General features: G+C 66.8%; 18 protein-coding genes and 1 pseudogene. 10 read left to right on the forward strand and 9 right to left on the reverse strand.

Translation table 11 applies throughout. The features are described 5' to 3' along the window. Positions 1–4 precede the first annotated feature (4 nt). The 3 genes from tagF to ACPTTF_RS02155 all read right to left on the reverse strand — a co-directional run bounded on the left by tagF (position 5) and on the right by ACPTTF_RS02155 (position 6,094). Positions 5–994 carry a type VI secretion system-associated protein TagF gene (gene tagF / locus ACPTTF_RS02145; protein WP_166965600.1) on the reverse strand — a complete coding sequence of 330 codons (990 nt, stop codon included), beginning with the start codon at positions 992–994 and terminating at the stop codon, positions 5–7. Beyond that, a complete protein-coding gene (tssM, locus tag ACPTTF_RS02150; protein ID WP_166965598.1) occupies positions 991–4,938 on the reverse strand; it encodes a type VI secretion system membrane subunit TssM in 3,948 nt (1,315 codons plus the stop codon). The genes tagF and tssM overlap by 4 nt, the downstream gene beginning before the upstream one ends. 310 nt (positions 4,939–5,248) lie before the next feature. Then, entirely contained in the window at positions 5,249–6,094 is an 846-nt protein-coding gene (locus tag ACPTTF_RS02155; protein ID WP_166965596.1) for a M15 family metallopeptidase, read from the reverse strand. A gap of 121 nt (positions 6,095–6,215) precedes the next feature. Here ACPTTF_RS02155 and ACPTTF_RS02160 point away from each other — a divergent pair, with 121 nt between their 5' ends. Then, on the forward strand, positions 6,216–7,166 hold the full coding sequence (locus tag ACPTTF_RS02160; RefSeq protein ID WP_423370130.1) for a phage tail protein: 951 nt from the start codon (positions 6,216–6,218) through the stop codon (positions 7,164–7,166). A 206-nt stretch (positions 7,167–7,372) separates the two neighbouring features. Beyond that, positions 7,373–8,398 carry a transporter gene (locus tag ACPTTF_RS02165; RefSeq protein ID WP_166965592.1) on the forward strand — a complete coding sequence of 342 codons (1,026 nt, stop codon included), beginning with the start codon at positions 7,373–7,375 and terminating at the stop codon, positions 8,396–8,398. A 102-nt stretch (positions 8,399–8,500) separates the two neighbouring features. Here ACPTTF_RS02165 and ACPTTF_RS02170 read toward each other — a convergent pair. Both ACPTTF_RS02170 and ACPTTF_RS02175 read right to left on the reverse strand, forming a co-directional pair. After that, positions 8,501–8,650, reverse strand: a pseudogene (locus ACPTTF_RS02170) (DUF1427 family protein); the annotation flags it as partial. A 24-nt stretch (positions 8,651–8,674) separates the two neighbouring features. Further along, a complete protein-coding gene (locus ACPTTF_RS02175; RefSeq protein WP_166965590.1) occupies positions 8,675–9,652 on the reverse strand; it encodes a quinone oxidoreductase family protein in 978 nt (325 codons plus the stop codon). Between the two features lie 161 nt (positions 9,653–9,813). Between ACPTTF_RS02175 and ACPTTF_RS02180 the strand changes: the two genes are divergently transcribed. Then, on the forward strand, positions 9,814–10,734 hold the full coding sequence (locus ACPTTF_RS02180) for a LysR family transcriptional regulator (protein WP_423370131.1): 921 nt from the start codon (positions 9,814–9,816) through the stop codon (positions 10,732–10,734). Positions 10,735–10,888: 154 nt separating this feature from the next. On the opposite strand, the gene ACPTTF_RS02185 is transcribed toward ACPTTF_RS02180, so the two are convergent. Then, complete coding sequence (locus tag ACPTTF_RS02185) at positions 10,889–13,057, reverse strand: M1 family metallopeptidase (RefSeq protein WP_423370132.1); 2,169 nt, start codon at positions 13,055–13,057, stop codon at positions 10,889–10,891. Positions 13,058–13,698: 641 nt separating this feature from the next. On the opposite strand from ACPTTF_RS02185, the gene ACPTTF_RS02190 reads away from it, so the two are divergent. The 3 genes from ACPTTF_RS02190 (at position 13,699) to ACPTTF_RS02200 (ending at position 16,444) form a co-directional block, all read left to right on the forward strand. Next, positions 13,699–14,193 (forward strand): LEA type 2 family protein, encoded by a 495-nt coding sequence (locus ACPTTF_RS02190; RefSeq protein ID WP_423370133.1) that lies wholly within the window; start codon positions 13,699–13,701, stop codon positions 14,191–14,193. Positions 14,194–14,331: 138 nt separating this feature from the next. Continuing rightward, positions 14,332–15,465 (forward strand): methyltransferase, encoded by a 1,134-nt coding sequence (locus ACPTTF_RS02195; RefSeq protein ID WP_423370134.1) that lies wholly within the window; start codon positions 14,332–14,334, stop codon positions 15,463–15,465. Positions 15,466–15,553: 88 nt separating this feature from the next. Further along, positions 15,554–16,444, forward strand: a complete 891-nt coding sequence (locus ACPTTF_RS02200; RefSeq protein ID WP_166965580.1) for a class I SAM-dependent methyltransferase — start codon at positions 15,554–15,556, stop codon at positions 16,442–16,444. A gap of 45 nt (positions 16,445–16,489) precedes the next feature. On the opposite strand, the gene ACPTTF_RS02205 is transcribed toward ACPTTF_RS02200, so the two are convergent. Next, positions 16,490–17,062, reverse strand: a complete 573-nt coding sequence (locus ACPTTF_RS02205) for a DUF1415 domain-containing protein (protein ID WP_423370135.1) — start codon at positions 17,060–17,062, stop codon at positions 16,490–16,492. Between the two features lie 76 nt (positions 17,063–17,138). Then, a complete protein-coding gene (locus ACPTTF_RS02210) occupies positions 17,139–17,759 on the reverse strand; it encodes a TetR/AcrR family transcriptional regulator (protein ID WP_166965703.1) in 621 nt (206 codons plus the stop codon). Positions 17,760–17,979: 220 nt separating this feature from the next. Between ACPTTF_RS02210 and ACPTTF_RS02215 the strand changes: the two genes are divergently transcribed. The 3 genes from ACPTTF_RS02215 (at position 17,980) to ACPTTF_RS02225 (ending at position 21,487) form a co-directional block, all read left to right on the forward strand. Continuing rightward, positions 17,980–19,263 carry an MFS transporter gene (locus ACPTTF_RS02215; RefSeq protein ID WP_166965576.1) on the forward strand — a complete coding sequence of 428 codons (1,284 nt, stop codon included), beginning with the start codon at positions 17,980–17,982 and terminating at the stop codon, positions 19,261–19,263. A gap of 180 nt (positions 19,264–19,443) precedes the next feature. After that, positions 19,444–20,049 (forward strand): nitroreductase family protein, encoded by a 606-nt coding sequence (locus tag ACPTTF_RS02220; RefSeq protein ID WP_423370136.1) that lies wholly within the window; start codon positions 19,444–19,446, stop codon positions 20,047–20,049. 187 nt (positions 20,050–20,236) lie between these two features. Next, entirely contained in the window at positions 20,237–21,487 is a 1,251-nt protein-coding gene (locus ACPTTF_RS02225) for an Hsp70 family protein (protein ID WP_423370137.1), read from the forward strand. Positions 21,488–21,586: 99 nt separating this feature from the next. Here the strand turns inward: ACPTTF_RS02225 and ACPTTF_RS02230 are convergent, their stop codons facing one another. Further along, the gene (locus ACPTTF_RS02230) at positions 21,587–21,790 is read right to left on the reverse strand and encodes a cold-shock protein (RefSeq protein WP_006477070.1); all 204 of its coding nucleotides are present in this window, start codon (positions 21,788–21,790) and stop codon (positions 21,587–21,589) included. 420 nt (positions 21,791–22,210) lie between these two features. Between ACPTTF_RS02230 and ACPTTF_RS02235 the strand changes: the two genes are divergently transcribed. Further along, positions 22,211–23,809 carry an APC family permease gene (locus ACPTTF_RS02235; RefSeq protein WP_423370138.1) on the forward strand — a complete coding sequence of 533 codons (1,599 nt, stop codon included), beginning with the start codon at positions 22,211–22,213 and terminating at the stop codon, positions 23,807–23,809. Positions 23,810–23,856 lie beyond the last annotated feature (47 nt).

Below are 23,856 nucleotides of genomic sequence, written 5' to 3' on the forward strand. Positions count from 1 at the left end.
CCCGTCAGCCTCCGATGAACGCTTCGCGGAACGCGTCGATGGCGACGCGCAGCGAGAGTTGCGGTTGGTCGAGGTAGCTGACGAGCTTGCTGATCTGGTGATCGTTTTGCGCATGGGCGTCGATCCACTCGGGATCGTCGATATCGATGTTGTGGGCGGCGTAGGTCTGCGGGTCGACGACGCTCAGCAGCGTCTTGGCCGACGCGCCGTTGAAGCCGATGATGAGCCGTTCGCGCTCGGCGATCGTGCCGATGAAGATCGCGAGCTCGAAGTCGGCCTGCGCGACGAACGGTGCGATCAGTTCGAGCCAGAACGCGGCGACGAGGCTGCGGTAGAACGGATCGACCGGCAGCGGCAGCGTGAGGCCGCGCTCGATGTGCGACGAGCCGCTCTGCATCACCGGCCGCAGCAGCGAGCCGAGCGCGAGCATCGCGCCGCGCAGCCGCACGGGATGACCACTGTCGAGCAGCATCTCCTGGAGGCCGTACAGCGACTGGTGTTCGACGAAATCGTTGAAGGTGCCGTCATGCGACGTGCCGGGGCCGCCGACGTCGATCGGCACCTGCGTGTCGCCGAGCGCCTGCAGCGCGCCGGGCGGCTCGTCCTTGCCGAGCAGCGGCGGGATCTGCGTGGCGACGCGCGACCACAGCCGCGCGAACGCGAGCGGGCTGCGCGCGAGGAACGCGAGCGGCCGGTCGACCTCGAGCGCCGTTGCGCCGAGGAACGGGAAGCGGCGCATCGACACGTCGTGGCTCGCGACCATGTGGCCTGCGATCGCGAGCTTGCTGCGCGAGCCGAGGAACGCGAAATGCATCGGCTTCGCATCCTCGTAGACGAGCTTCCAGCGCGGATCTTCCGCGAGCAGTTCGAGCGCTTGCGCGATCCAGCGGTCGAGCGTCTGCAGCAACTGCGGATTGTGCTGGCTCTTTACGAAGTCGCCGCGCGACGGAATCTTGCCGAAGTAGGCGATCTGCGCCTGTACGGTTTGCGTCATTGCGCCCCCTGTGCATTCGTTGCGTTGGCGGCCGCGACGGCCGGCGCTGCGCCCGGCGTGCCCGTGCCGGACTGCGTCGCGTTCTGCGCGGCGCCCGCGCTCGCGTCGGCGACCGACGACGGCAGCTGCAGGCCGCGCAGGCTCTGCTGCTGCGGCTGGTCGCTGCCGCCACCGCCGGACGGTTGCGACGTGCTGATGATGCGCATCGTCACCGACACGTTCACGCTGCCCTGTGCCCACGTCAGGTCGAAGGTGCCGTCCGGACGGCGCTTGCGTTGCGCCGAATTGATCAGCTTCTCGAGACCGTAGCGGCCCGGCTCGTTGACGAGCTGCACTGTGCGGCCGTCGAAGGTCGTCGCGGACAGCGTCGCGCCCGGCGAACCTTGCGGGTTCGGCCACACGAAGTTGGTCCACTGCGGCGGCGTGTTGCGGTAGCGCAGCTGCTGGCCGTCGATCGCGATCGTGTATTCCGTCGTGCCCGTGCTCGGCTGCGGCAGGATCTGGAACACGGTCTGCGGCTCGGACGACGCGGCTGCGCTGCCTGCCGCACCGCCCGCGAGCGGCGCGACCCAGCGCGCGAAGCCGTTCGTGAAGTCCGGCGTGAGGCCGATGCCCATGTCGCCCCACGTGCGGGCGGCGAGGGTGTCGCCGCGGCGCACCGCGAGCGGCCCGAGCGTCGTGCCGACGAACTTCGCGATCGAGCCGTCCGGACCGAACACCTGCGCGATTTCACCGGCGCCGGCCTCGACCTTCGCGCTCGCCGCGAACGGGTACTTCGTCGCGAGCGAGTTCTGGAACGGCTGGTAGACCTGCGCGTTCCACACCTTGTTGACTTCGGCGCTGGCCGGCTGGATCACGACCGCGAACGCCTGCATCAGCGGCCGCACGAGCAGCGGACGCAGCGACTTGCGTTGCGAATCGGTGAGGCCCGTCAGCATCTGCTCGTCGACGAGCTTCAGCGAATCGGCGAGTTCCGAACCGTTGCCGTCGAGCGTCTGCTGCATCAGCTGGCGCGCGCCCGGACCCGGGTCGCCCTGGTTCTTGATCACGTTGAAGCGCGTGCGGACCTTCGACAGCGAATCCATGTAGCCCTTGAGCATCGACGTACCGTCATGCGTCGCGACGATCCGCGCGAGCCCGATGAACTCCTGGCCGATCGGACCCATCGGCACCTCGGCCGGATTGCCGTTGATGTCGATGTTGGCGGCCGCCACCTGGCCGGCCTGCGAGCGCGAGAACAGTTGCTTGACCCAGTTCACGACGCCGGTCTGCGCCTTCTTGATCGTCACGTTCGCGAGCGACGGGTTGTCCCACGACGTCTGGTCGTACGCGGTCTCGAGGATCTTGCGGATCGGCGAATCCTGCGGGTCGCCGAGGCGGTTCATCCCGTCGACGGCCTGGCCGAAGCTGCTGAAGCCCTGCACCGCGATGCCCTGCATGAACTTCTGCCAGTGCTGCGCGTACTCGGTCTTGTACATGCCGACGAGCGTCTTCTGGATCTGCTCGGGGCTGCCCTCGAGCGTCAGGTCGTCCTGCGTCGACGTGTTCAGCACCCAGTCCTTCGCCTGCAACTCCTTGGTCGCCGCGTCGCGGATCGCCGGCTGCACGTAGTCGAACCACGCTTCGCGCGTGAACGTGCCCGGAATCGCGTAGCTGCCTGCCACGAGCCCCTGGTTGCCGTCGCCGACGATGCGCGCGATGGTCATCGGCGCGAAGCGGGTCGACGCGCGTGCCTTGATTTCCTCGTACACGCGCTGGCGGGCCGGCATCCCGCGCACGACGTGGCGCAGGTTCTCGCGGGTCTGGTCGACGAGCGCGAGGTTCGCGTCGATCATCGGCCAGTCGTCGTCGTTCACGCGCGACAGGTAGAACGAGATCATGCGCTCCGCGCTCTTGATCATCTCGTCACGCGGCATGTTGCCGCGATTCGTCTCGAGCCAGCCGCGCCAGAAGCGGGCGAGCTGGTCGGTCAGGTGCGCCTGCTCGACGTGCCGCTTGTCGGACAGCATCAGGTACGTCTTCAGCGCGTTGTACGCGTCCTGCACGTTGGTCGGCGACGCGTCGCTGTAGAGGCCGCCCTGCGGTGCGGCCGGCTGTTGCGCTGCTGCAGCCGGCGCGGTGCCGGACGCGGCCAGTGCGGCACCGGCCTGCGGCGCGGCGCCTGCCGCGTTCGTCGAGACCGGCATCGCGCCACCCTGCACGGCGCCCGATTCGGGCGGGCGCGTCATCGGTACGAGCTGTTCGGGGTGCGCGTTCACGTCCTTCATGAACGACGCGAGGTTCTGCGACACGGGGGCCAGCAGGATCTGGCGCACGCCGTTGTAGTACTCGGTCAGCAGGTGCTGCTCGAGACGGTCGCCCTGGTACAGGCCGAGCGACACCGACAGCGGCTTGTCGCGGCGGAACTGCTCGAGCTGCTCGATCCGGTCTTCGAGGATGTCCATCGCCTGCAGGCGCGACTGCAGGTCGTTGCGGCCCTGCTGCAGGCGCGTGACGTTGTCGAGGTCGGCCTGTACGTTCGAGACGAGCTGCTGGTTGCCGATCGTCGACCAGGTCCAGCCGCCCAGCGCGATCGCGAGCGCCGCGACGAAGCCGAAGAAGGTCGCGTAGCGCAACCGTGTCTTGGTCGGGCTCGCGAACTGCCGCACCGTCTGGCGGTCCGCGAAGATCACTTTCGAGAACAGGTCGCGCAGGAAGAAGCCGTTCTTCGAGAAGGCACTGTGCGGCTTCGGCAGCGCGTTGCCGTCGAGGCCGAAGCGATGCGCGATGCGCTGCGCGGCCGTGCTGTTGGTTTCGCCTTCCTGCAGCGCGCTGGTGAAGTAGAAGCCGCGGAAGATCGGCTTGTACTGGAACGGGTTGTTCTCGAACAGCGTCGCGAGGAACGCGCGCAGCGACGGCTTGATCGTCGAGAATTCGAGCGGGAAGCTCAACTGGCCCGGCGACAGCTGGTTGCCGCGCGACAGCGACAGCTGCGCGACGCTGATCTCCTTCAGCCCTTCGTAGAGTTGCTCGAAGTGCGTGTCGAACTGCGCGACCACGTCGCGTTTGTCGTCGGGCTCGTAGGGCAGGGTGGCGCCCCACACGCGGTCGTACTCGTGCTTGTCGTTGCTGCTGAAGAATTCGGTGAAGCCGGTGATCAGGTCGGCCTTCGTGAACATCACGTAAACCGGGGCGAACACTTCGAGCTTCTCCGTCAGCTCCTGAACGCGCTGACGAAGGTTTTTCGCGAGGTTGATCGCAAATTCGGGGCGGTTGCCGGTGAGTTCGGCGATGCTCGCGGTGACGATGATGCCGTTGATCGGCGCCTTCGGGCGATAGCGCTTGAGCAGGCCGAGGAAGCCGAGCCATTCGCTGCGGTCTTCCTCGTGCACCGAATAGCGGCCGGCCGTGTCGAGCAGGATCCCTTCGGTGGTGAAGAACCAGTCGCAGTTACGCGTACCGCCGATGCCGTGGATCACGGCGCTGTTCTTGTCCGCGAACGGGAACTGCAGGCCGGAATTGAGCACGGCGCTGCTCTTGCCCGCGGCCGGGTTGCCGATGACGATGTACCACGGCAGTTCGTACAGCGCGGAGCCGCCTGACACCTGGCCGATCTTCGACGTCTTGATCGTCTTCACCGCGTCCGACAGGCGCGTGCGCAGCACGTCGAGGTCGGCCGTCTTCGAGTCGGGGGCGAGCGCGGCGGCGGCGGGCGCGGCGATCTTGCCGGTTTCCGCCTGCTCTTCCAGCACCTGGCCGAGCGCCTGGTTCGCGCGCTTCACGCGCCAGCGGCGCCACAGCGCGACGACGAGCCACAGCGCGAGGATCGCCGCGAACGCGATCGCCGCCCACAGGAGCGGCAGCTGCAGCATGTCGGCGACGATGAAGAGGATGGCCGCTAGCGCGACGATCCCGACGATCGAGAGCGTACGCGGATGAGTCAGCACGTTGAGGATGCGTTGCATAGGACGTTCAGGTTCCGGTGCGATTCGGTGAGGCGACGCAGGCGCGCCGAGCGGCAAGGGTGGCGCCGCGATGTGTCGCCATGCTGTCAAACGGGATGAAGGGGGCTGGCATCAATGCGCCCGCGGCATCGGGGAAGGCGCGCGCATTAATGAAAGGACGCTGTGAGATTTAAAACGGAAGCGGCGGCCGGAAAAAATCGCGCACCGGAATGCATGATTTTTTGCGCCGCCTGTATCGCCCGTATCGTTTCCTGCCGGGATATTAAAAAGCCCCATGCCGCCCTCATTATTTCCTGTCCGGCAGCCCTGGCTAGCTGCCGCGTCCCAGTTTAAAACCGGGTTTATGGTATTCCACGTGCCCAAGATCCATCATTTTCCAGCGGCCCCCCCAGGTCAGGCCGACCTGTTCGGCGACCTGGCCATACAACTGGTAGCCGCGCATCGCCCACGGATCTTTCTCGGAAATGACCAGCTTGCCGTCGCGCAGGAATGCGTTGTCGGCCGCCAGCCCGAATTGGTGATAACTCTGGAAGGCCGCCGCGTTGGTCACGTTGCCGCCCATCGCCGCCAGCCGGTTCTGCCGTTCCGGGCTCCGATAACCTTCCAGCAACGCCATTTCATAACCATATTGTTCGTGCATGATCTTGTAGACCAGCAGCAAACGCGTACGGAAATCCGGATCCAGCAGGTTCCAGTCGCGGCTCGCATCCTTCAGCGCCGGGCGTACCTGTTCGACTTCCTTGGTGGCGAAGACTTCCGGCGGCAGCGGCGGGGGCGGCACGAGTTGTTCGCCCTGCAGCAGCGCGGCGATCTTCTCGTCGGGCACGCGCGCCGTGTCGTCGTACTGGAACAATTGCCGGCCGCGTAACGCAATGGCGACCAATGGCGGCGTCGCAAGAATACCTGCCGATACCATAATCATCAAGCGCCGCCGAATCAGTAAATTTTGCACGTCGTTTAAAGCGCCGCGCGTAACGCTTGCCGATTTAACAATCTGACTCCGCGTACGCGCGGCGCGATCGTTCGCACGGCGCGTAAGACGGCCGTGAAACTGGGCGACGGATTCGAAAACGGTCGCGCGGATACCCGGTAAAAGCAACAGTGCCGCAACTGCTACGGCAAGGGCGAAATAGGCGACGAGTGCGACGGCAATCAAAGAAATCCCCGGAAATTGGAATTGATTGTGTTTTGCAATGCTTGCTCTTAGAATCAGGCTGCTTCGAGAGGCCGGGCTATATTATCGCGGTGAATTAAACCAGGATTCAATGAGACGCTGAATGAGTGCGCCGGAAAATTCAAATTCGAAATCTCCGCCCAGCCTGCTGTCCGACACCCAACCGGCAGGCGACGGAAGAGCTCAGCAGTCGCGCATTCTCGCGAATCTGGAAGGACGTGTCACGCCGCCGGCCGAACCGCCGCGCCGTTCGCTGAAGGCGCCGATCGCCGCCGTCGTGGCCCTGGTGGTTGCTGTCGGTGGCTGGGGCGCATGGCGCATGCAGCAGCATTCGGGTGAGCAGGTCGCCGCTGTAACGGCCGCCGCCGAGCCCGCGGCAGCCGCGCCGGCCAAGGCCGCACCGGCCAGCAATGCCGCCGTCGCGCAGAATGGTGCATCCGCTGCGTCCGCCGTCCAGCCGGCCACGATCGTCAACGACACTTCGACTTCCCAGACCGTTGCATCCGCATCGGCCGCGTCCGCCGCGGACAACAGCCGCCTGTCGCGTGCGCTCGCCAATGGCGCCGACGATGCATCGGGTGCAGCCGCAGCCGCCACGGCCGCCGCCGCCGCGACGACCAAGACCGCGAAGGCTGACGCAGCGAAGAGCACGAAGGTCGCGGCGCATGGCAAGGCCGACACGAAGGCCGATGCAAAGGCCGAGGCCCGCAAGCATCGCAAGGAACAAGAGGCGGAGCTCGCGCAGGCCAAGAAGCGCCGCGATGCGACGTCGACCCGTACCGCGAAGGCGGGCGGGAAGGACGATCCGGATGCGGATCTGCTCGCGGCGCTCGTTGCGCGCACGAAGCCGGCCGACAAGAAACTCGCCGCGCAGAAGGCGCAGGCCGTGCCGACCAAGACAGCCGCGACGACCGGCTCGCTGGCGTCGCGTGTGAAGGAGTGTTCGGAGCGCGGTTTCTTCGAGGATCAATTGTGCCGCTGGCGCGTCTGCGAGGGTCACTGGGGCAAGGATCCCGCGTGCCCGAGCGCCGCGCAGTCGGAGACGCGGCAATAACGCGTCTTGCGCATGCCGGCCTGCCGCACCTGCGCCGCCCACTGGGCGGCGCGTTGTTTTTGGGGCGCGGAAACGGCCGGTATGATGCGGCGTGACGCTGTCACCGGCGCGTCACGCCCGTCGGGCATACGTCTCCTTTCCTTTTCCGGCGCGGGCGCGCGACCCGCTATGCGTGGCGCGCCGCGCGCCGCACGACCTTCGACACGATGGACCTGATCGTACAGACTTACGGCGCCGATACGTCCGGCATGGTGTGTGGATTCCGCTTCGTTCCGGGCGGATCCGGCACGATGCTCGATGCGGACGCGGCCGGCGCGTGGTTGCGCACGTGCCGCGAGCACGATGCCGCGTCGGACGATTTCGTCTGGCTGCACTTCAATCTCGCACACGGCGCGAGCGAGCGCTGGATGCGCACGCACCTCGGATTGCCCGACAGCTTCTTCGAATTCCTCCACGAAGGGTCGCGCTCGACGCGCATCGAACAGGAAGACGGTGCGTTGCGCGCGATCGTCAACGACGTGATGTTCAACCTCGAACTGACGCCGTCGGAGATCGCGACGCTGTTCGTCCACGTCGAGCGGCGCATTATGGTCACCGCGCGGCTCAAGCCGCTGCGCTCGGTCGACACGCTGCGCGCGTGCGTGCGCGACGGCGAGCAGTTCAGGTCGCCGGCGGAGCTGCTCGTGCACCTGCTGCGCGACCAGGCCGACCTGCTGATCCAGATCATGCGGCGCACGAGCGTCGACGTCGATCGCATCGAGGATCGCTTCCTGTCGCAGCGGCTCACGTCGAGCCGCATCGAGCTCGGCGCGATGCGCCGCACGCTGACGCGCCTGCAGCGCATGCTCGCGCCCGAGCCCGGGTCGATCTTCCGGCTGCTCGCGAAACCGCCCGCCTGGCTGCACGTGGAAGACGTGCAGGAACTGCGCGAGTCGACCGAGGAGTTCTCGCTGGTGCTCGCCGATCTGGCCGGGCTCAGCGAGCGGATCAAGCTGCTTCAGGAAGAGATCGGTTCGCGTCTTGACGAGCAGAACAACCGGACGCTGTTCACGCTGACGCTCGTGACCGTGATCGCGTTGCCGATCAACATCGTCGCCGGCTTCTTCGGGATGAACGTCGGCGGCGTGCCGTTCTCGGAGAACAAGCACGGCTTCTGGATGATGGTGCTGCTCGTGGCGGGCTTCACGGCGCTCGCCGCCTGGTGGGCATTTCGCCGGCGGGGCGACCGCTAGGGCACGTTCCCCTGTTTGGGAAAATTCATTCGTGGGGGCCAGCGCAAGCCCGTGATTAGCGGGAACCGGCCCTGGCACCACCTGCGCCGCATCGGCTCGTCAGCGCAGCAGCGCGATCGCGCGTTCACCGATCACCATCCCGAGTAGCCCGACCAGCGCGACGAGCGGCGGGGCCGGCGAGCGCACGTGCAGCAGCGCGTACAGCACGCCGACGCCGAGGCCCACCGCGAGCGAAGTCACGTAATCCGTCATGGCGGTCTCCCGTTCGATCCGGCGTCAGGGTTTGAGGATGACGCGCTCGCGCGCACCCGCCAGCACCGCGCGATACGCGTCGTGGGCGCGCTCGAGCGGGTACACGTAATCGTCGCCGATCGGGAACGGGCGCAGCGTGCCGTTGCCGAAGCCGGGCGCGAGCGTGTCGAGGATCTGCGCGACTGCGGTGCCACCGAGCTGCAGTGAATCGACGCCCACGAACGTGTGCTGGCCGCGATAGAACGCGAAGATGTCGAACGGCACGCTGCGCTCGATCGTCGAGATGAAGATCTGCCGCGCACCGATCGCCATCGACGCGTTCGCCGCTTCGAAGTACGGGCTGCCGACCGTGTTGTAGACGATGTCCGCGCCGTGGCCGCCGGTCGCCGCGCGCACCGCGTCGGCCACCGATTCTTGCGACGCGTCGATCATGTGCACGTCGCCCGATGCGTGGCCGCGATAACCGCCGGCGCTGCGCTCGACGCCGATCACGGTTGCGCCGTGCGCGGTCGCGAGCTGGATCGCGGCCTGGCCGACCTTGCCGTTCGCACCGAACACGAGCACGACGTCACCGGCTGTCGGCATGCCGGCGCGGCGCAGGCCCTCGTATGCGGTGACGAACGGCACACCGACGCCGGCCGCTTCGTCGAGCGTCAGCACGGCGGGCTTGCGGCGCACCTGCGCCGCGTCGAGCACGAGCCATTGCGCGTGCGAGCCGTTACGCCCGACGCCGAGATCACCACCCGAGCCCCACACCGGCGCGCCGACCCAGCCTTCCGGGCCGCTGCGCACGATGCCGGCCCAGTCACGCCCGGGCGTGCGCGGCCACACCGCGTGCGGCATGCGGCCGAGCGCGGCCTTCACGTCGCTCGGGTTCACGCCGGCCGCGCGCACCTCGATCAGCATCTGGCCGTCGGCCGGTACGGGCGTGTCGATTTCCCTGACCTGTGCGTCGAGTGACTCGATGTCGGCGGCGGGGGCGTCGAAGCGGATGCTGCGCATGATGATCTCCGTGGCGGTTGGCTGCCCTGCGGCCCGGTGGGGCGGTGCGTGCAGCGGGTGAAAAGGATGAACGCAGTCTAGTCGGCCCGGTTTGACGCGGAAACATGCAAAGGTGGATGATTGCTTTGCGATAAACGCATAGCCAAATCCGAAGGCCCCGAATGGACGACTTTCTTTCCCCGCACCTGGCGCTGTTCGTCGACGTGGTCGACCAGCAGAGCTTCTCGGCAGCCGCACGCCAGTTGGGTGTCGCCGCGTCGTCGGTCACGCGGCGCATCGACCGGCTCGAGACGCAGCTCGGCATCCGCCTCCTGCATCGCACCACGCATGCGCTGCGGCCGACCGAAGCCGGGCAGTTGCTGTATGGACGCGCGACGCGGATGCTGGCCGAGCTGCGCGGCCTGCAGGAAGACCTGCACAGTCAGCACGACGAGCCGAGCGGGCTGCTGCGCGTCGACTGTCCGGCGCCGTTCGGCCGGCGGCACCTGATGGCCGCACTGGCCGCGTTCATGCAGCGTCATCCGGCGCTGCAGGTCGACTTGGTGCTAACCGACAGCATGGTCGATCTGCAGGGCACGCGGCTCGGCGCCGACGTCGATCTCGCGGTGCGCATCGGCCCGCTCGAGGACACACGCTTCGTCGCGACCGTGCTGGCGCCGCAGCGGCGCGTGCTGTGCGCGAGCGCGGCGTATCTCGCGCGGCGCGGCGAACCCGAGTCGCCCGACGCGCTCGCCGGACACGACTGCCTCGCCTGGCACGGTGCGCCGCCGCCGGGCGCGTGGCGCTTCGGCGAGCGCCGCCACGTGCCGGCGCAGCCGCGGTTTCGCAGCAATCATTCGGAAGCGTTGCTCGAGGCCGCGATCGACGGGCTCGGGCTCGCGCACCTGCCGACCTGGCTCGCGGGGGACGCGCTACGCGACGGACGCTTGCGCGCGGTGCTGCCGCAGTTCGCGGCCGCGCCCGAGCCGGCGACGATCCACGTGTTGCGCCAACAGGCGCGCGGCACCGCACGCGCGTCGCGGCTCGTCGCGTTCCTCGCGACCTGGTTCGTGCAGCCGGCGTGGGATGCCGCGTGGGCGTGATGACGATGGCGGGCGACGGCGGGCGCCGCGCGGCGGGGCCGGCCGAGCGCCGGGCATGAAAAAGGGCCTCGCTCGCGAGGCCCGTCAAAGGTCGGAGAAGCCGGTACGCCGGCCGGTCGCCGCAGGCTGCGCGGCACCGGCCGGGCGCGCACCGTTACTGCGTCACTACCTTGCGCGGCTTGAAGATGCCCTGGTATTGCAGTGCCGGGCGTTCCTTCGTCACCGGCTCGATGCCGTCGAAGGTCGGCGTCTGGCGCAGCTTCATTGCAGCCGGCGAGGCAACCGAGCCGATCGACGTCGAGCGCGACGCCGGCGCGAGGTTGTTCGCGACGAGCAGCGCGGCCTCGCTCTTCAGGTTCGCCAGCAGCACCGGATCGGTCGAGCCGTTGACCTGCGTGAGCAGCCCGCTCCAGGCCGCGTCGCTGTAGTTCACGACGTAGTAGTCGAGCCCGCTCGGGTCGGCCACCACGCCCGTGCAGCCGTCGATCCGCGTTTGCGTCTGCGTATCCTTCAGCGCGAGCGTCGTGCGTTTCGCGAGACCCTGGCCGTACGCGAGCGTGATCGGCACCGTCCACTGCAGGCCCGGATACGCGTTCTTGTTCGGGAACGGCTGCTGTTTCAGCGTGATGACCGTCTGGTTCTTGGTCAGGTCGCACTGCGTGTCGAGCGAGATCAGCGGCACGCCGGTCTGGCGGACGTAGCTGTCGCCGATCGCGCCGATCGCCTGGCCGCTTTCCTTCGACAATGCATCCCACAGGCGCTTCGGCGTGCCGTTGCCGAACGAGTAGTCGACCAGGTATTGCTGCAGACCCTTGCGCAGCGTCTGTTCGCCGAGATAGTTCTCGAGCGTCTTCAGCACGTGGCCGCCCTTGTCGTACGTGAACGCGCTGGCGCTCAGCACGAAGTCGTTCGAGGCCCAGCCGTTGAAGTTCGGCGCGACCGGGAACGCGTTCGGGCCGATGTCACGATTGATCACGCGGTACTTGTTCTTCACCTGGTCGAGCCAGCTGAACTCGTTGGGGAAGAACTGGATCGTCGTCTTCGTCTCGAAGAACGTCGCGAACGACTCGTTGAGCCACACGTTGTCCCACCAGTCGGTCGTGACGAGATCGCCGAACCACTGGTGCGCGACTTCGTGCGTCAGCACCTCGTTGCCGTAGTGCGACATCGGCTGGCCCGGCTGCGGCAGGATGTCGTCGGCGAACTCGAGGATCGACCCCCAGTTCTCCATCCCGCCGAAGTTCAGGTCCTTCTGCGCCTTGAACGCGTCGTTCGCGGCCACCGTGTCGAACTTCGTGAGCGGCAGGGCAATGCCGGTGTAGCGGTAGTAGAAGTCGAGCGCCTGCTTGGTGCGGTCCATCGCCGGCTTCGCCCAGTCGCTCATGCCCGGCGGCGTGAACACGCGCAGGTGCAGGCCGCCCTTGCCGCCCGGCAGCGGGCTCGTGAAGTCGTCCTCGTAGGTGTCGAACAGGCCGCCGCCGAAGAACAGCAGGTACGACGGCATCGGCGGAGTCTTGTCGAACTGCACGAGCTTGTAGCCGCCGCCGACGTTGGTCGACGGCTTCTCGGCCGCGTTCGACACGACACGCCAGCTCTGCGGCACTTCGGCCGTCACTTCATAGGTCGGGCGGAACGCCGGCTCGTCCCAGCCGGGGAACCACTGGCGCGACAGGTTGGTTTCGCCTTGCGTGAGGATCGCGCCGCTCGTCTTGCCGTCGGTGCCCTTCAGGTCGACGCGGAAGATGCCCTCCGCGGCCGAGCAGCCCGGATACGGATCGTCGCCGCAGCTGCCGCCGGTCTTCGCGACCGGATCGTCATACGACTTGAAGTTGATGATGCCCGACCATTCCATGTGCAGCGAATAGTTGCCCGGCGAGATCGAGCCGCTCACGGGGCGCAGCTGGTAGTAGTCGCCCTTGTCCTGCGGCGTCGCGATCAGCTGGATGTTGCCCGGCTGCAGCGTGATGCGGCCGTTCGTGAACTTGATCCTGTGGCCGGCGATCACGATGTTGTTGACCGGCTTCAGCACCTTGATCTCGACATCGGCGCGGCCGTCGAACGCGTTCAGCGCTTCGTTCGGGCGGAACCACAGCCGGTAGTTCACGGGTACCACGGTGTCCGGCAACTCGACAGGCGACACGCTCTTGTCGACGTTGGATGCGCTCGGCGGCGCGGCGACGGTGGGCGACGAGCCCGAGTGCGGCGCGCCGGCGGAGCTGAGCGCGGAAGCGGAGCCTGCACCGCCGTCGTCACCGCCGCACCCGGCGAGTGCGAGCGCGGCGACGAGCGGCAGATAACGCATCTTGCGAATATCGATCGACATGACTGAAACCTCGATTGTTGAAAGAATCGTTCAGTGCTGCGAAAACGCCGGCAAAAACAATCCCCTCGCCGTTAATCAACAGCGATGAAAATGCCAGTGACGGATTATTCGAAAAGACGGTGGCCGACTACGTGAAGGTAATCATGGTTTACTGCCCCCTCTGGATTTCCGGATGTCGGTTAACTTGCCGGTTCAAAATGGCCGGGCGCGTGTTGTACTGAATTGATTTCGCGCGCACGACACGGAGCCGCACGCCCTGCGCGGGCGCGCAATCCCCTTGAACCGACGACCTACGGGGCTGGCCGGGCCGGGCCGCAGGATGGCAGGAAGGCGTGTCGCCATTCCGTAAAATCACCGTCATGCGGCTTCAAGGTTTGTCGGCTTGCTCGAAGGATGCGTAAATATACTTGATGGTTTTAGGTAAAGGAAACGAAAAATTTAGAAATTGCATCTATTGAATTCACGGTGCTTCATTGAATGCTGGAAAGCATTAATGCGCTTTCCGCTTGGCTGGTATTTTCGTAGTTTTAATCTATTAACGATCTGGCGCGGCTGCGAAAACTACGAAACCCGGCGTACGGGGCGCGCTCGGTACAATGCAGCGACGCTCTGCCCACCGATTGCCGCGAGGAGGCCCTCCCATGCCACGAGCCCTGTTCCGTATCGCGCCGCTGCGCACCTTGCTGCTGCTGTTCGCCGCCGTATTCCTGCTCGGCGGTTGCGCGGGACTGACGCGCGATTCCGTGCGCGTGTCGGTCGCCGGGCTCGATCCGCTGGTCGGCCAGGGTCTCGAGATGCGTTTCAACCTGAAGCTGCGCGTGCAGAACCCGAACGACGCGCCGATCGAATACGACGGCATCTCGGTGTCGCTCGACCTGAACGGCACGCCGTTCGCGAGCGGCGTCAGCGATCGCTCGGGCACCGTGCCGCGCTTCGGCGAGGCCGTGCTCGACGTGCCGGTTTCCGTGTCGGCCTTCGCCGCCGCGCGGCAGGCGTGGAACCTGCCCGGCGCGGCCGCGAACGGCGAGCTGCCGTATGCGCTGCGCGGCCGGCTCGCGGGCGGCGTGCTCGGTACCGTGCACTTCAACGACGCCGGCACGCTGCGCCTGCCCGCGATGCCGGGGTGGGGCGGTTGAACCCGGCGCCCGTGGCAATGCGCGGCGCGGGCCGCCCCCCGCGCTTTGCCGCGCGGGCAAAGCGCGGTATGGTGTGAGCCGCGCGGCGCCCGCATTACAGTCGCGCCGCCCGTTGAAGCCAACCGTAACCGAGTTCGCGTGACCGATTTCCCTGTTTTCCACTGGACCGACGCCGATGGCGCCGATCATGCCGTGCGCTGGCGCTCCGAAGCCGGCGTGCAACCGCCGAAGCGCGCGGTGCCCGTCGACGACCGTCTCACCGCCGACGCGGCCTACCGCCTCGCCTGCGAGGGCACCGCGCTCGTCTGGCAGGGCGACTTCCAGAATGCGCGCCAGCTCGTGCAGGCGATGGCGCGCCGTGTCGAGCGCAAGCCGAAGAAGGCGAAAGCCGCGGCCGGCGTCGACGCGTTCAACCTGCATCGTCTCGCACAGTCGCAGCGCGCCCGTACGCTCGGGATGCTGCTGATCCCGCTCGATGCCGACTACACGATCCCGCTGCGCCGCGCGCCCGACGTGCGAGCCGCATGCGAGGAGGCGTACGGCCCCGGCGGTGCGCCGTCGGTCGTGTCGCTACGTGAACTGCTCGGCCTCGTCGGCGCGCATGAATGGCGCAAGAAGGGCGTGCCGATCCCGGCACTCGGCGGCGCGCCGATTCACCCGCACTACGGCGTGTTCTCGCCGGTGCGCGGCGAATACGTCGAACTCGTCGCGCGCGCGCCGCTGCCGGCGACGTCGCTCGCGTTCGACATCGGCACCGGCACCGGCGTGCTGGCGGCCGTGCTTGCGTCGCGCGGCGTCGCGCGCGTCGTCGCGACCGACCAGGATCCGCGTGCACTGGCCTGCGCGCACGAGAACATCGCGCGGCTCGGTCATGCGAGCCAGGTCGACGTCGTCGAAGCCGACCTGTTTCCGGCCGGCCGTGCGCCGCTCGTCGTCTGCAACCCGCCGTGGGTGCCGGCCCGGCCGAGCGCACCGATCGAATACGCGGTCTACGATCCCGACAGCCGCATGCTGCGCGGCTTCCTCGCGGGGCTCGCCGCGCACCTCGAGCCGGGCGGCGAAGGCTGGCTGATCCTGTCCGATTTCGCCGAGCATCTTGGCCTGCGGCCGCGCGACACGCTGCTGCAATGGATCGACGAGGCGGGCCTCGTCGTGCTCGGCCGCGACGACATCCGCCCCGCGCACCCGAAGTCGACGGACGCCGACGATCCGCTGCACGCGGCACGCAGTGCCGAGGTCACGTCGCTCTGGCGGCTCGGCGCACGCGCCTGACCGCGCATTTTCGGTAAACTGTCGCCATTCCTCACGAATTCCCGCCGCCGGGCCGTGGTCGACCGACCGTGGCCGGCGCCGCATCACGATGTCGAACAAGACCCACGAAATCCGCCCGGAGCAGTCCGTCGAGCTGCTGAAGGAACTGCACATCCTCACCCGCGACGGGAAGCTGAACCAGGACAGCCGCCGCAAGCTGAAGCAGGTCTATCACCTGTTCCAGTTCATCGAGCCGCTGCTCGCCGGCGTGCAGGCCGACAAAAGCAACGTGACGCTCGTCGATCACGGCGCCGGCAAGTCGTATCTCGGCTTCATCCTGTACGACCTGTTCTTCAAGCAGCAGCCGGGGCACGGCACGCCGGCATTTGCGTCGCACGTGTACGGGATCGAGACCCGCGAGGAGCTGGTCACGCGTTCAGCCGAGCTCGCCGCGCGGCTCGGGTTCGGCGGCATGTCGTTCCTGAACCTGTCGGTCGCCGATTCGATCACGTCGCCGAAACTGCCTGAAACGGTCGACGTCGTCACCGCGCTGCACGCGTGCGACACGGCGACCGACGACGCGATCCGCTTCGCGCTCGCGAAGCGCGCGCAGCACATCGTGCTCGTGCCGTGCTGCCAGGCGGAAGTCGCGGGCGTGCTGCGCAAGAACAAGGGCAAGTCGCTCGCGAGCGCGCTGACGGAAGTGTGGCGGCATCCGCTGCATACGCGCGAATTCGGCAGCCAGATCACCAACGTGCTGCGCTGCCTGCAGCTCGAAGCGCACGGCTACCAGGTCAGCGTGACCGAGCTGGTCGGCTGGGAGCATTCGATGAAGAACGAGCTGATCATCGCGCAATACAAGAACCTGCCGCGCCGGCGGCCCGGCGAGCGGTTGAACGAGATTCTGGGGATGTTCGGGCTTGCCGAACTGAACGCGCGGTTCTTCGTGCCGGAAGCCGCGGCGGCGGGCGGCGAGGTCGCGGAGCCGACCGAAGGCTGATGCGCGGACGGACGGCGCGCCGCGCGCCGCACGTTGTACGCCGCGTCAGACGTCGTCGCCCGGCCGGCGCATCCATTCGCGCCAGCCGTCGTGGCCGAGGCGGCGCAGCATTTCCTGATTCCTTTCGTAGATCGCGGACGCGTCCGGGAACGCGTCGACCGCGCGCGCGATGCTGTCCTCGCGCAGCAGGTGCAGGATCGGATACGGCGCGCGGTTCGTGTAGTTCTCGATGTCGTCGGGCTCGCTGCCTTCGAACCGGTAGTGCGGATGGAAGCTCGCGATCTGCAGCACACCGTCGAGCCGCAGTTGCCGCACCAGGCGGTCGGCAAAGAACAGCGCATCGTTGTAGTCGATGAAATCGGCGAACGCATGCGGGAAGATCACGAGCGTCGTGTCGACCTGCTGCGGATCGGCCGCGTCGAGCGCGCGCAGCTCCGTCTCGAGTTCGGCGAGCGCGTCTTCGAGCGTCGTCGCTTCGCTGATCGCATAGCGCACCTGTTCCTTCACGTAGACGCTTTTTGCGAACGGGCACAGATTGAGCCCGATCACCGCGCGCGCGAGCCAGTGCCGCGTGGCGGCGAGGATGTCGTCGTGCGATTCGGGGCGGGTGTCGGTCATCGTGATACCAGTCGGGCGGAAGGGCGGCGAGGGCCGCATTGTAGCGGGCCCGCAGGGCGCGGACGCGCGCGGCCCGTCACGCGCACGCGGCTTCGATCAATTGCGTGACGAGCGCGGGCGCGGTGCCGATCGGCGTTTCGCCGTGCCGATAGGTCTGGCTGGCCGCGTAGATACCTTCGACCACCAGCGCGAGTGCATCGGCGAGCGCCTTCGGTTGCCGCGCGCCGGCACCTTCGCATAGCGCGACGAGCCGCTTCATCAGCTGTTCCTTGTTCTGCGCGACGCGCTCGCGCGCCGGGTGCGACGCATCCGGAAACTCCGCCGCGACGTTGACGAACGGGCAGCCGCGGTAATCCTTCTGCGTCGCGCGCTCGGCGAGATCGACGAAATACTGGATCAGTTGGGCCTTCGGCTGGCCCGGATGCTTCGCGGCGCTTGTATCGAGACGCTCGAAGAAACACGCATCCATCCGCTCCAGATACGCGAGGATCAGCTCGTCCTTCGACGAGAACTGCCGATACAGGCTCATCTTGTTGACGCCCGCACGCTCCACGACCGCCTCGACGCCCACCGTACGAACGCCTTCCTTGTAAAACAGCTCCTCGGCCGCGCGCAGCAGGTGCTCCTGCGCGGTGGCGCCGTCGATCGGTCGACGCGTGCGCCGCGCAGGCGGTTTGGCGATCTCGATGCCCGACATGATGACCCTCGACTGCATATTGGATTGCTTGACATGTTACCGATTGGTCACTACGATCGCAACACACTTGTGACCGGTCGGTAACAACGCCGATCGGATCAACAGACAAATGCCAAGCGTCGGCCCGGGTCAGCCGATGCAGCGTGCGGCGGAGGTGGCCTGGCTGGGTGGGGCGGAGCGGGCGCGGAGGTGCCGGAGCCGCCAACTGGAGAACGCGAAGATGAACTGGGCGGTGACACGAATCGGCGGGCGCTTCCATTACGGATGGCTCGCGGCGGCGGTGGTATTCCTGATCCTGCTGGCGGCAGCCGGCACGCGTGCGACGCCGAGCGTGCTGATGGTGCCGCTCGAGCGCGAACTCGGCTGGAGCCGCGCGACGATTTCGCTGGCGATCTCGGTGAACATCGCGTTGTACGGCCTGACGGGCCCGTTCGCGGCCGCCGCGATGCAGCGCTTCGGGCTGCGCCCGACCATTCTCACCGCGCTCGTGACGATGAGCGCGGGCGTCGCGCTGTCGTCGATGATGACGCATAGCTGGCAGATGGTGCTGATCTGGGGCCTGATGGTCGGCTGCTCGTCGGGCGTCGTCGCGCTGACGCTGTCCGCGACCTTCGTCACGCGCTGGTTCCATGCGCGGCGCGGCCTGATCATGGGTATCCTGACCGCGAGCACCGCCACGGGTCAGCTCGTGTTCCTGCCGATGCTTGCGGCGATCGCGCAGCACCATGGCTGGCGGCCGGTCGTGCTGGTCGTCGCGATAGCGGCCGCGATCGTGATTCCGCTGGTCGCGTTCCTGTTGCCCGAACGGCCGGCCGACGTGAAGCTGCGCCCGTACGGCGAGCCGGCGGATGCGCCGCCCGCGCCCGACACGACGAAGGAGAACCCGCTCGCGGTCGCGTTCCGCACGCTGCTGACGGCCAGCCGTTCGCGCGATTTCTGGCTGCTGTTCTTCAGCTTCTTCATTTGCGGCGCGAGCACCAACGGTTACGTCGGCACGCACCTGATCGCGATGTGCAGTGACTACGGGATGACGGAAGTGCAGGGCGCATCGCTGCTCGCGGCGATGGGCGTGTTCGACCTGTTCGGCACGACGCTGTCGGGCTGGCTGTCCGACCGCTACGACAATCGCGTGCTGCTGTTCTGGTACTACGGGCTACGCGGGCTGTCGCTGATCTACCTGCCGCACGCGTTCGGGATCGATTTCTTCGGGCTGCCGCTGTTCGCGATGTTCTACGGGCTCGACTGGATCGCGACCGTGCCGCCGACCGTGCGCCTCGCGACCGACGTGTTCGGCAAGGCCGCGGCGCCGGTCGTATTCGGCTGGATCGTCGCCGGCCACCAGCTTGGCGCGGCGTTCGCGGCGCTCGGCGCGGGGCTGCTGCGTGCGAGCCTCGGCACCTACACGATCGCGTCGATGATCTCGGGCGGGCTGTGCATCGTCGGCGCGCTGATCGTGCTGCGGATCAACCGCGGCCCGTCGCGCGCGGCTGCGCAGGCGGCCTGAGCGCGGCAGTCCGGCAGTCCGGCAGTCCGGCAGTCCGGCCGGCCGCGCGGCAGGCGGCCGGCCAATGCACCCACGGAGATTTGCATAGCGCGGGAGGATCGGGCGCGCATCGGCTCAAGCGAGTATGCTTGCAGTTCGCCACGCGTTCGCGCCCCTTCATCGATGTCAGCGAGGATCCGCATGTCCGTCAAACCTGCTCCCACCACTGTTTCGATTCACGATCTGATCGCGGGCCGCTGGAGCCCGCGCGCGTATTCGGATGAACCCGTCAGCGCTGGCGATCTGCATGCGGTGTTCGAAGCTGCCCGCTGGGCGCCGTCTGCCTACAACGCGCAGCCGTGGCGCTTCATCGTATTCGACCGCACGCAGGACGAAGACGCATTCAAGCGCGCGTTCGCGACGCTGGTGCCGTTCAACCAGGGCTGGAATGCGCCGGCGCCCGTGCTGATCGCGGTGACCGCGCACACGCTCACGTCGAAGGGAGAACCGGCGCCGACCGCGCTGTACGACGCGGGCGCCGCCGCGATGTCGCTGGTGCTGGAGGCGCACGCGCTGGGCCTGGCCGCCCACCAGATGAGCGGCTTCGACGCGAAGGCGTTTCGCGACGCGTTTGCGATTCCGGCCGACGTCGCGATTCCGGCGATCATCTCGCTCGGTCACTACGGCAACGTCGACAAGCTCGATCCCGTGCTGCGCGATCGCGAGAAGGCGCCGCGCACGCGTCATGCGATCGGCGAGGTCGTCTATGCGGGCGCGTGGAAGAAGGGCTTCGACGTGGCCGCCTGACCTGCCTGGCGGGCGGGCTGCGTCGCGCACCCGCCCGCCTGTTTCCCCGGCGCGCCAGCCTGCGCGCCGTCGCCACCGGGGCCCGTTGCGCGGCACTGGTGGCCGGCCCCGGTTGTGATCCCGCGGGCTTCATGTTAAAAAGCCCGTCCTTTCCGTTTTCGCGCCGGCCCTGCTGCGGCAACTTCCCATGACTTACTGCGCGATCGATTTCGGCACGTCCAATTCCGCCGTGGCGCTGCCCGACGGCGACGGCATGCGCCTCGCGCCCGTCGAGGGCGACCACCTGACGCTGCCCACCGCGATCTTCTTCAACAACGACGAAGAGACGGTCGAATACGGCCGTGCGGCGCTGGCTTCCTACATCGACGGTTTCGACGGGCGGCTGATGCGCTCGATGAAGAGCATCCTCGGCTCACCGCTCGCGGAAACGACGACCGATCTCGGCGATGGCAGCGCGATCGCGTACACCGAAATCATCGCGCGCTTCCTGACGCACCTGAAGCGCAAGGCCGAAGCCCGCGCGGGTGCACCGATCGGTCGTGCAGTGCTCGGCCGGCCCGTGTTCTTCGTCGACGACGATCCGCGCGCCGACCGCCTCGCCCAAGACCAGCTCGAGGCTGCCGCGCGATCGGTCGGTTTCACGGACGTTCACTTTCAGTACGAACCGATCGCAGCCGCGTTCGACTACGAATCGCGCCAGCAGGCGGAGCGCCTCGTGCTCGTCGCCGACATCGGCGGCGGTACGTCCGACTTCTCGCTGGTACGTGTGGGGCCCGACCGGATGGCGCGGCTCGAGCGCAAGGACGACGTGCTGGCCCACCATGGCGTGCACGTCGCGGGCACCGACTATGACCGGCGTGTCGAGCTGGCAGCGATCCTGCCTGCATTCGGCTACCGTTCGCTCGACCCCGAAGGGCGCGAGCTGCCGAACAAGGTCTACTTCGATCTCGCGACCTGGCACCTGATCAACACGGTCTATACGCCGAAGCGGCTCGGCGAACTGAAGCTGATGAAGCACCTGTACCGCGACGTGCAGCAGTACGACCGGCTCACGAGCGTGGTCGAGCAGCGGCTCGGGCACGGGCTGATGGCGCGCGCGGAGGAGGCGAAGATCGGCGTCGCGGCGGGCGGGGAGACGATGATCGACCTGAACGACGTGGAAGAGGATCTGCAGATCGCATTCGATGCCGAGCGCCTCGTCGATGCGAGCCACGACGACACCGCGCGCATCGTCGACGCCGCGCGCGAGACGGTGCGGCTCGCGGGTGTTGCGCCGCGCGATGTCGGCGCGCTGTATTTCACCGGCGGCTCGACGGGGCTCGCGTTCCTGTCGGGCGCGCTCGCGGGTGCGTTCCCGGATGCGCAACCGGTGTTCGGCGATCGCCTCGCGAGTGTCGCGACGGGTCTCGGCATTCACGCGCAGCGATTGTTCGGTTGAATGCGGGCGGCTTAAAGGCCGCCATGCCGGACGACCGGCGCCGAATAACAAAAAGCCCCGCCGAAGCGGGGCTTTTTTTCACGAATTATCGCGCCAAGCTTAGACCGGACGGATGTTCGCAGCTTGCAGACCCTTCGGGCCCGTCTTCACTTCGAATTCAACCTTCTGGTTTTCTTGCAGCGTCTTGAAGCCTTCGACGCGGATTTCGGAGAAGTGCGCGAACAGATCGTCGCCGCCGCCTTCCGGGGTGATGAAGCCGAAGCCCTTTGCGTCATTGAACCACTTGACGGTACCGGTTGCCATGTTACTTGTTCCTAAAAAGATAAAACGGGGCCGAGGCCCATGGGGTGCGGAAAATCAAGGAAGGGGTAATAGGACCAACCGGAGTACCGTTGATGGGCGAACTACGAAAGAACCAATTCACTCGCCACTTGAAATCCTGCGAAGTCCTTTATACGGCTAATCAACCGAGTGGTCAACCGTATTTCCATGGACTCAGGGTTATTGCGTAGATCAGGTTTACAAAGCTTGCAAACGGTGCGAATTTTTTGTAGGGGCCGAACGATTTTGGCGCCACGGTTCAGGTGCAACCGTTAAACTACGCGCCGCGTGGACGGGTTGCCCTGATCGGGTGGCGCGTCCCCCCAAGAATGCGTGCGCGGTGCAGTCCGAGCCGATCCCGGACCGCAGGCCGACCATGCTTTTTGAGACACAGGAGAGGATGTGAAGAGTTCTATTCAACGGAACATCGGCCCGTTTGCATTGATGCTGACGGGGCTGGGTTCGATTATCGGCTCGGGCTGGCTGTTCGGTGCCTGGAAGGCCGCGAAGATCGCTGGTCCGGCGGCGATCTGCGCATGGATCATCGGCGCGGTCGTGATTCTCGCGATTGCCCTGACGTACGCGGAACTGGGTGCGATGTTCCCCGAGTCGGGCGGCATGGTGCGCTACGCGCGCTACTCGCATGGCTCGCTGGTCGGCTTCATCAGCGCGTGGGCGAACTGGATCGCGATCGTATCCGTGATCCCGATCGAGGCTGAGGCGTCGATTCAGTACATGAGCACGTGGCCGTATCCGTGGGCGCATGCGCTGTTCGTGAACGGCGAGCTGACGGTACCCGGCCTGCTGCTGTCGGCCGTGCTGGTCGTCATCTACTTCTTGCTGAACTACTGGGGCGTGAAGGCGTTTGCCCGTGCGAACACCACGATCACGATCTTCAAGTTCCTGATCCCCGGCCTCACGATCCTCGGCCTGATGCTGACGAGCTACCATCCGGAAAACCTCGGCACCGCATCCAATGCAAGCTTTGCGCCGTACGGCTGGTCGGCGGTGCTGACCGCGGTCGCGACGAGCGGCATCGTGTTCGCGTTCAACGGCTTCCAGAGCCCGGTGAACCTTGCGGGCGAAGCGCGCAACCCGTCGCGCAGCGTGCCGTTCGCGGTGATCACGTCGATCCTGATCGCGCTCGTGATCTACGTGCTGCTGCAGATGGCGTATATCGGTTCGGTGAATCCGGCTGACGTCGCGCAGGGCTGGTCGCACTTCAACTTCAAGTCGCCGTTCGCCGAACTGGCGATCGCGCTGAACCTGAACTGGCTGGCGATCCTGCTGTATGTCGATGCGTTCATCAGCCCGAGCGGCACCGGCACGACGTACATGGCGACCACCACCCGCATGATCTACGCGATGGAGCGCAACAACACGATGCCGAAGATGTTCGGCAACGTGCACCCGCTCTACGGCGTGCCGCGTCAGGCGATGTGGTTCAACCTGCTGGTTTCGTTCATCTTCCTGTTCTTCTTCCGCGGCTGGAGCTCGCTCGCGGCGGTGATCTCGGTCGCGACGGTGATTTCGTACCTGACCGGCCCGATCAGCCTGATGGCGCTGCGCCGCGCGGCGACCGACATCGAGCGTCCGCTGTCGATTCCGCTGATGAAGCTGATCGCCCCGTTCGCGTTCGTCTGCGCGTCGCTGATCCTGTACTGGGCGAAGTGGCCGCTGACGGGCGAGATCATCCTGCTGATGATCGTCGCGCTGCCGGTGTACTTCTTCTTCCAGGCGAAGTCGGGCTGGACCGGCTGGGGTGACGACCTGAAGGCCGCATGGTGGCTGGTCGCGTACCTGCCGACGATGGCCGTGCTGTCGCTGATCGGCAGCAAGGAATTCGGCGGCCACGGCGTGCTGCCGTACGGCTGGGACATGCTGGTCGTCGCGGCAATCGCGCTGGTGTTCTACTTCTGGGGCGTGAATACCGGCTACCGGACCAAGTATCTCGACGAGCGTGAATCGCACGACGAGATCCTCGAAGGGATCGGTGCCTGACGCGTGACCTGTCGCCGGATTCGGCGGCGGCAGCAAGCAGCGGAAAA

Origin of the sequence: Burkholderia crassaminum, assembly GCF_964265005.1 — a bacterium.
Classification (GTDB): Bacteria; Pseudomonadota; Gammaproteobacteria; order Burkholderiales; family Burkholderiaceae; genus Burkholderia.

Excerpts from the sequence above, each read along its gene's own strand:
- ACPTTF_RS02180 (WP_423370131.1), top strand. The coding sequence starts at position 9,814 with ATGGACGACTTTCTTTCCCCGCACCTGGCGCTGTTCGTCGACGTGGTC.
- ACPTTF_RS02225 (WP_423370137.1), top strand. The coding sequence starts at position 20,237 with ATGACTTACTGCGCGATCGATTTCGGCACGTCCAATTCCGCCGTGGCG.
- ACPTTF_RS02220 (WP_423370136.1), top strand. The coding sequence starts at position 19,444 with ATGTCCGTCAAACCTGCTCCCACCACTGTTTCGATTCACGATCTGATC.
- tssM (WP_166965598.1), bottom strand. The coding sequence starts at position 4,938 with ATGCAACGCATCCTCAACGTGCTGACTCATCCGCGTACGCTCTCGATC.
- ACPTTF_RS02185 (WP_423370132.1), bottom strand. The coding sequence starts at position 13,057 with ATGTCGATCGATATTCGCAAGATGCGTTATCTGCCGCTCGTCGCCGCG.
- tagF (WP_166965600.1), bottom strand. The coding sequence starts at position 994 with ATGACGCAAACCGTACAGGCGCAGATCGCCTACTTCGGCAAGATTCCG.
- ACPTTF_RS02165 (WP_166965592.1), top strand. The coding sequence starts at position 7,373 with ATGGACCTGATCGTACAGACTTACGGCGCCGATACGTCCGGCATGGTG.
- ACPTTF_RS02230 (WP_006477070.1), bottom strand. The coding sequence starts at position 21,790 with ATGGCAACCGGTACCGTCAAGTGGTTCAATGACGCAAAGGGCTTCGGC.
- ACPTTF_RS02205 (WP_423370135.1), bottom strand. The coding sequence starts at position 17,062 with ATGACCGACACCCGCCCCGAATCGCACGACGACATCCTCGCCGCCACG.
- ACPTTF_RS02215 (WP_166965576.1), top strand. The coding sequence starts at position 17,980 with ATGAACTGGGCGGTGACACGAATCGGCGGGCGCTTCCATTACGGATGG.
- ACPTTF_RS02190 (WP_423370133.1), top strand. The coding sequence starts at position 13,699 with ATGCCACGAGCCCTGTTCCGTATCGCGCCGCTGCGCACCTTGCTGCTG.
- ACPTTF_RS02210 (WP_166965703.1), bottom strand. The coding sequence starts at position 17,759 with ATGTCGGGCATCGAGATCGCCAAACCGCCTGCGCGGCGCACGCGTCGA.
- ACPTTF_RS02200 (WP_166965580.1), top strand. The coding sequence starts at position 15,554 with ATGTCGAACAAGACCCACGAAATCCGCCCGGAGCAGTCCGTCGAGCTG.
- ACPTTF_RS02160 (WP_423370130.1), top strand. The coding sequence starts at position 6,216 with ATGAGTGCGCCGGAAAATTCAAATTCGAAATCTCCGCCCAGCCTGCTG.
- ACPTTF_RS02175 (WP_166965590.1), bottom strand. The coding sequence starts at position 9,652 with ATGCGCAGCATCCGCTTCGACGCCCCCGCCGCCGACATCGAGTCACTC.